The organism is Pseudomonas sp. UBA6276 (assembly GCF_002438365.1).
Classification (GTDB): domain Bacteria; phylum Pseudomonadota; class Gammaproteobacteria; order Pseudomonadales; family Pseudomonadaceae; genus Aquipseudomonas; species Aquipseudomonas coleopterorum.
Genome location: NZ_DJUS01000013.1, coordinates 7,876 through 14,557 on the forward strand (window position 1 = coordinate 7,876; position 6,682 = coordinate 14,557).

Annotated in this window: 5 protein-coding genes; 3 read left to right on the top strand and 2 right to left on the bottom strand. The window is 61.2% G+C overall.

The annotated features are described in order from the left end of the window. Positions 1-77: 77 nt before the first annotated feature. Both clpA and clpS read right to left on the bottom strand, forming a co-directional pair. Positions 78-2,348 (bottom strand): ATP-dependent Clp protease ATP-binding subunit ClpA, encoded by a 2,271-nt coding sequence (clpA, locus tag B2V21_RS02225; RefSeq protein ID WP_049860104.1) that lies wholly within the window; start codon positions 2,346-2,348, stop codon positions 78-80. 29 nt (positions 2,349-2,377) lie between these two features. Next, the gene (gene clpS / locus B2V21_RS02230; protein ID WP_286915916.1) at positions 2,378-2,740 is read right to left on the bottom strand and encodes an ATP-dependent Clp protease adapter ClpS; all 363 of its coding nucleotides are present in this window, start codon (positions 2,738-2,740) and stop codon (positions 2,378-2,380) included. Between the two features lie 229 nt (positions 2,741-2,969). Between clpS and cspD the strand changes: the two genes are divergently transcribed. The 3 genes from cspD to B2V21_RS02245 all read left to right on the top strand — a co-directional run bounded on the left by cspD (position 2,970) and on the right by B2V21_RS02245 (position 6,558). Continuing rightward, on the top strand, positions 2,970-3,239 hold the full coding sequence (cspD, locus tag B2V21_RS02235; protein ID WP_049860221.1) for a cold shock domain-containing protein CspD: 270 nt from the start codon (positions 2,970-2,972) through the stop codon (positions 3,237-3,239). Positions 3,240-3,701: 462 nt separating this feature from the next. Beyond that, positions 3,702-5,930 carry an NADP-dependent isocitrate dehydrogenase gene (locus B2V21_RS02240; RefSeq protein ID WP_049860103.1) on the top strand — a complete coding sequence of 743 codons (2,229 nt, stop codon included), beginning with the start codon at positions 3,702-3,704 and terminating at the stop codon, positions 5,928-5,930. A 187-nt stretch (positions 5,931-6,117) separates the two neighbouring features. Further along, positions 6,118-6,558 carry an NUDIX hydrolase gene (locus B2V21_RS02245; RefSeq protein WP_049860102.1) on the top strand — a complete coding sequence of 147 codons (441 nt, stop codon included), beginning with the start codon at positions 6,118-6,120 and terminating at the stop codon, positions 6,556-6,558. The last annotated feature ends 124 nt before the right edge of the window (positions 6,559-6,682 follow it).

Genomic DNA, 6,682 nt, shown 5'->3' on the forward strand with positions numbered 1-6,682 from the left:
AAAAGCTACGCGGCTTGCGCCGCTGCTACAGGAATTGCGCAAATCCCTGTAGCAGCGGCGCGAGCCGCGTCACACGCTTAGGCCATCTCCGCCGTGGTCTCGAAATCGAAGGTCAGCTCGCCGTCCTTGATGTCGATGTGCACCACGCCGCCGTGCTCGGCCAACTCGCCGAACAGGATTTCTTCCGCCAACGGCCGCTTGATCTTGTCCTGAATCAAGCGCGCCATCGGCCGCGCCCCCATCTGCACGTCGTAGCCACCGGCCGCCAACCAGCCGCGAGCGGCGTCGGTGACTTCCAGTTGCACACGCTTGTCTTCCAGCTGCGCCTGAAGCTCGGTGAGGAACTTGTCGACCACGCTCTTGATGACTTCGTGGCTCAGGCGACCGAACTGGATGATGGTGTCCAGACGGTTGCGGAACTCGGGCGTGAAACTCTTCTTGATCACTTCCATGGCGTCCGAAGAATGGTCCTGATGGGTAAACCCGATCGAGGCACGTGCAGCGGTTTCGGCACCGGCGTTGGTGGTCATGATGAGGATCACGTTGCGGAAGTCCGCCTTGCGACCGTTGTTGTCGGTAAGGGTCCCATGGTCCATCACCTGCAGCAGCAGGTTGAAGACTTCAGGGTGAGCCTTCTCGATTTCATCGAGCAACAGCACACAGTGCGGCTGCTTGGTGATGGCCTCGGTCAGCAACCCGCCCTGGTCGAAACCAACGTAACCGGGCGGCGCACCGATCAGACGCGAAACGGTATGACGCTCCATGTACTCGGACATGTCGAAGCGCACCAACTCCACGCCCAGCGCCTTTGCCAACTGCCGCGCAGCCTCGGTCTTGCCCACACCGGTGGGACCGGCGAACAGGAACGAGCCGACCGGCTTGTCCGGCGCCTTGAGGCCCGCACGCGAAAGCTTGATGGCGGTGGCCAGCGAATCGATGGCAGCGTCCTGGCCGAATACGGTGAGCTTGAGATCACGCTCCAGATTACGCAGCAGTTCCTTGTCGGAGCTGGTCACGTGCTTTGGCGGAATCCGCGCGATCTTGGCCACGATATCCTCGACCTGAGGCACTTCGATGCGCTTGACCCGATTGGCCTCTGGTTGCAGACGCTGATAGGCACCGGCTTCGTCGATGACGTCGATAGCCTTGTCGGGCATGTGCCGGTCATTGATGTAGCGCGAGGCCAACTCCGCAGCGGCACGCAACGCCTCGTCGCTGTACTCGATGTTGTGGTGTTGCTCGAAACGCCCCTTGAGGCCGCGCAGGATACCGATGGTGTCTTCCACCGAAGGCTCGGACACATCGACTTTCTGGAAGCGTCGTGCCAGGGCACGGTCCTTCTCGAAGATGCCGCGGAATTCCTGGAACGTGGTCGAACCGATGCAACGGATATCTCCGGAGGACAGCAGCGGCTTGAGCAGGTTGGAGGCGTCCATCACCCCGCCCGACGCCGCGCCCGCACCGATGATGGTGTGGATCTCGTCGATGAACAAGATGGCTTGCGGACGCTTCTTCAGCTCACCGAGCAACGCCTTGAAGCGCTTCTCGAAATCGCCGCGGTACTTGGTGCCGGCCAGCAGCGCACCCAGGTCGAGGGAATACACGACGCTGTTGGCGAGCAGGTCGGGCACCTGACTGTCGACGATGCGCTTGGCCAGGCCCTCGGCGATGGCCGTCTTGCCCACGCCTGCCTCGCCCACCAGCAACGGGTTGTTCTTGCGACGACGGGCGAGGATCTGCGCAACGCGCTCGACCTCGATCTCGCGCCCTACCAGCGGATCGATGCGACCCTGGCGTGCCAGTTCGTTGAGATTGCTGGCATAGGCGTCCAGCGGGTTGCTCGACGTGGAGGTGTCACCACCTTCCTCATCCTGCATCTCCTGCTCGCCTTCGGAGCTGTCGCCGTGGCCGGGGACCTTGGAAATGCCGTGGGCGATGTAGTTGACCACATCGATCCGCGCCACGCTCTGCTGCTTGAGCAGGAACACGGCCTGGCTTTCCTGTTCGCTGAAGATCGCCACCAGCACGTTAGCGCCGGTGACTTCTCGCTTGCCCGAACTTTGCACGTGAAACACGGCGCGCTGCAGCACACGCTGGAAGCCCAGGGTTGGCTGGGTCTCGCGATCCTCGTCATGCACGGGGATCAACGGCGTGGTGGAGTCGATGAACTCCTGCAGGTCGTGTTTGAGTTTGTCGAGATTGGCGCCGCACGCCCGCAAAACGGTGGCGGCTGCCTCGTTGTCCAATAGCGCCAGCAGAAGGTGCTCCACGGTCATGAATTCATGACGCTTGGAGCGCGCTTCCTTGAAGGCAAGATTGAGCGTGACTTCGAGCTCGCGGTTTAACATAGCTTCACCTCATACCCAAGTGGTCGGCGTTAACCGTCCTTCTCGATTTCACAGAGTAGCGGATGCTGGCTTTCCCTGGCGTACTGGTTGACCTGCATGGCCTTTGTTTCGGCGATGTCTCGGGTAAACAATCCGCATACTGCCCGTCCCTCGGTGTGGACGGCCAGCATGACCTTGGTCGCCAGCTCACGATTCAGATTGAAAAAAACCTCGAGGATTTCGACGACGAAATCCATCGGGGTGTAGTCGTCGTTGAATAGAACCACCTTGTACATCGGTGGGGCCCGTAATGCCGGCTTGGATTCCTGAACGGCAATGCCTGCCGAATCGTCCTCGTGCGACTGCGGGCGGTCTTGATTGAAGGTTAGTCGAATCTGACTGAATGCATGCATGGAAAGAAGATTCATCGTTGAGCGAATAGAAGTAGTGGGTTGGACCTTGTGACCGAATTTTGACTCGGCCGCCGCATGACCTTGACTATCGGCAAAACGGTGTTACAAACAGTAGAACCCACATTGGGGAAGAAAGGTCCGCGCAGTCAACCAAATTTTTTCAATCGATTGATTGCGCATGAAGTGGATGATACTCCAGAGCTGGAGTCCTTTGCAGAGGGATATGGGTATGCACAGTGGTAAAGTCAAGTGGTTCAACAATGCCAAGGGCTACGGCTTCATCATCGAGGACGGCAAGGACGAGGATCTTTTCGCCCATTTCTCCGCCATCGGTATGGAAGGCTACAAGACGCTGAAGGCAGGTCAGGCCGTGGTCTTCGACATTATCCAGGGCCCCAAGGGTCTGCACGCGGTGAAAATCCAGGCGGCGCAGACAGCAACGTCCGAAGCAGCCACTGCCACGTCCGACAACCAGACCAAGGAGTCCGCAGACGCGTGATGCTCAAGCTGGCACAGTGATCGCGAGCAAGCGTTCCGTGGGCCCATGCCCTGCAACCGGAGCGTTTACTCGCCGTCATTGCACCACCTTCTGGTTCGATGCACACACAGACAGGCCATCCAGACGGATGGCCTGTCTCGTTTCAGGCGTTTGGATTTCGAGTGCGCCCCGGCGCCGCAGCTTTGTGCCCCCTACACAGTATTCATCGCCACGACCAGTGGTATACTGCCGCAGTGACCACAGGGTCACCCTGGTCGGACCGGTCCGCTCGTGCGAGTTGTCTTGGGGCCATTCTTGGGGCCGTTTGTTGCCGGTCGACCGCTTGACGCTCTACTGATGCATCCCACATCACCGCGACGAATGCTCGACTTTTCGCCTCATTGATGACAACGAGCGAAAGCGCCTATCCTGCGCATCTCGAGATTCTGTGCACGCTCAGCAAAGAAGAGAGTTAATTCGATTATGCCCACCCGCTCAAAGATCATCTACACCTTCACCGACGAAGCGCCAGCCCTGGCCACCTATTCGCTGCTGCCGATCATCGAAGCCTTCACCGCTTCCTCGGACATCGCCGTCGAGACGCGCGACATCTCCCTGGCAGCGCGCATCCTTTCAAGCTTCCCCGAGCGTCTGCAGGCCGGCAAACCCGTCCCGGACGATCTCGCCGAGCTGGGCACCCTGGCCACCACGCCTGAAGCGAACATCATCAAGCTGCCGAACATCAGTGCTTCGGTACCGCAGCTCAAGGCCGCCATCAAGGAGCTGCAGGATCAGGGCTTCGACCTGCCCGACTACCCGGACACCGCCGAATCCGACGCCGACAAGGACACCCGCGCCCGCTACGACAAGGTCAAGGGCAGCGCCGTGAACCCGGTCCTGCGCGAAGGCAACTCCGACCGCCGCGCCCCGCTGTCGGTCAAGAACTACGCACGCAAGCATCCGCACAAGATGGGTGCCTGGGCGGCCGACTCCAAGTCCCATGTAGCCCACATGAGCAGCGGCGACTTCTACGGCAGCGAAAAAAGCGCCCTGATCGAAGCCGATGGCAGCGTCAAGATCGAGCTGGTCGGCAATGACGGCAGCACCACCGTACTGAAGGAAAAGACCAAGGTGCTGGCCGGCGAGATCATCGACTGCGCCGCGCTGAGCAAGAAGGCCCTGCGCGCCTTCGTCGCCGCCGAGATCGAAGACGCCAAGAAGCAAGGCGTGCTGTTCTCCGTGCACCTCAAGGCCACCATGATGAAGGTCTCCGACCCGATCATGTTCGGCCAGATCGTCGCCGAGTTCTACCAGCAGGCGCTGGACAAGCATGCCGACGTGCTGGAGCAGGTCGGTTTCAACCTGAACAACGGCATTGGCGATCTGTACGCACGCATCAAATCGCTGCCGGCCGAACAGCAGGCGCAGATCGAAGCCGACGTTCAGGCCGTCTATGCCACCCGCCCTGCCCTGGCCATGGTCAACTCCGACAAAGGCATCACCAACCTGCACGTGCCCAGCGACGTCATCGTCGATGCCTCGATGCCGGCCATGATCCGTGACTCGGGCAAGATGTGGAACGCCGACGGCGTGCTGCAGGACACCAAGGCGGTGATCCCGGATCGCTGCTACGCCAGTATCTACCAGGCCGCCATCGAAGACTGCAAGAAGCACGGCGCCTTCGATCCGACCACCATGGGCAGCGTGCCCAACGTCGGTCTGATGGCGCAGAAAGCCGAAGAGTACGGTTCCCACGACAAGACCTTCCAGATCGCCGCCGATGGCGTGGTTCGCGTCAGCGACAGCAACGGCCGCGTGCTCATGGAGCAGAAGGTCGAAGCCGGTGACGTGTTCCGCATGTGCCAGACCAAGGACGCGCCGATCCAGGATTGGGTCAAGCTTGCCGTCAACCGCGCCCGCGCCAGCAGCACCCCCGCCGTGTTCTGGCTCGACCCGGCGCGCGCCCACGACGCCGTGATGATCGAAAAGGTGCAGAAGTACCTCAAGGACCACGACACCAATGGCCTGGACATCCAGATCATGTCGCCGGTCGATGCCATGGCGTTCTCGCTCAAGCGGATTCGCGCAGGGCAGGACACCATCTCCGTCACCGGCAACGTGCTGCGCGATTACCTGACCGACCTGTTCCCGATCATGGAACTGGGCACCAGCGCCAAGATGCTGTCGATCGTGCCGCTGATGAACGGCGGTGGCCTGTTCGAAACCGGCGCTGGCGGTTCGGCCCCCAAGCATGTCCAGCAGTTGGTGGAAGAAAACTTCCTGCGCTGGGATTCGCTGGGTGAGTTCCTGGCCCTGGCCGCTTCGCTGGAGCACCTGGGCAGCACCTACGACAACCCCAAGGCGCTGGTACTGGCCGCAACGCTGGACAAGGCCACCGGCCAGTTCCTCGACAACAACAAGTCGCCATCGCGCAAGGTCGGCAACATCGACAACCGCGGCAGCCACTTCTACCTGGCGCTGTACTGGGCCCAGGCCCTGGCCGAGCAGAACGACGACGCCGCTCTCAAGGCGCAGTTCGCCCCGCTGGCCAAGACTCTGGCCGAGAACGAGGCGAAGATCGTCGCCGAGCTCAACGCCGTTCAGGGCAAGCCGGTGGACATCGGTGGCTACTACCACGCCGATGCCGAGCTGACCCGCAAGGCCATGCGCCCGAGTGAAACCCTGAACGCCGCGATCGCTTCGCTGGTGTAAGGTTTGCCTTGGTAACACCCTCAGCCCCGGCCTAGTGCCGGGGCTGACTTTTTCTGGCATCCGCGATCTCTCGTAGGAGCGGTCATCGGCCGCGAAAAAGGCAACGCGAATTGGCTGATGCACTGCGGTGCCTGTTTCGCGGCCGCGCCCCCCTCCTACGAGGGCCCCATCAATAGGAGATTCCACCATGACCTGGCAACCCCACATCACCGTCGCCACCATCATCGAGGACGACGGGCGTTTTCTGTTCGTCGAGGAAATGAAAGGCGGACGGCTGGTGCTCAACCAGCCTGCCGGCCATCTGGAACCCGACGAAAATCTGCTGCAGGCTGCGCTGCGCGAAACGCTGGAAGAAACCGCCTGGGACGTCGAACTGACCGGTGTGGTGGGCGTGTACCTGTACACCGCGCCCAGCAACGGCGTGACCTACCAGCGCATCTGCTTCAGTGCACGCCCCTTGCACCTGAACCCCGAGCTCGAACTGGATCCGGACATCAGCGGCACCACCTGGCTGACCCGCGACGAGCTGGCCGCACAGGGCCATCGGCTGCGCAGCGAGCTGGTCATGCAATGCCTGGACGACTACCTGAACGGGCCGCTGCACAGCCTGGAGCTGATTCGCACCTGAGCGTTTTGCAGCTTACCCTGTTAGAATCGCGTCCTTTTCAGAGACCCCATCGAATCCCTATGCGTGAGCCAGCTCCCCGCCACTGTGCAAAGCAGCGCGTCATCGTCGGCATGTCCGGCGGCGT

Bases quoted from the DNA above. Each gene is read 5' to 3' on its own strand.
- clpA (WP_049860104.1), bottom strand. From the start codon at position 2,348: ATGTTAAACCGCGAGCTCGAAGTCACGCTCAATCTTGCCTTCAAGGAA.
- B2V21_RS02240 (WP_049860103.1), top strand. From the start codon at position 3,702: ATGCCCACCCGCTCAAAGATCATCTACACCTTCACCGACGAAGCGCCA.
- clpS (WP_286915916.1), bottom strand. From the start codon at position 2,740: ATGCATGCATTCAGTCAGATTCGACTAACCTTCAATCAAGACCGCCCG.
- B2V21_RS02245 (WP_049860102.1), top strand. From the start codon at position 6,118: ATGACCTGGCAACCCCACATCACCGTCGCCACCATCATCGAGGACGAC.
- cspD (WP_049860221.1), top strand. From the start codon at position 2,970: ATGCACAGTGGTAAAGTCAAGTGGTTCAACAATGCCAAGGGCTACGGC.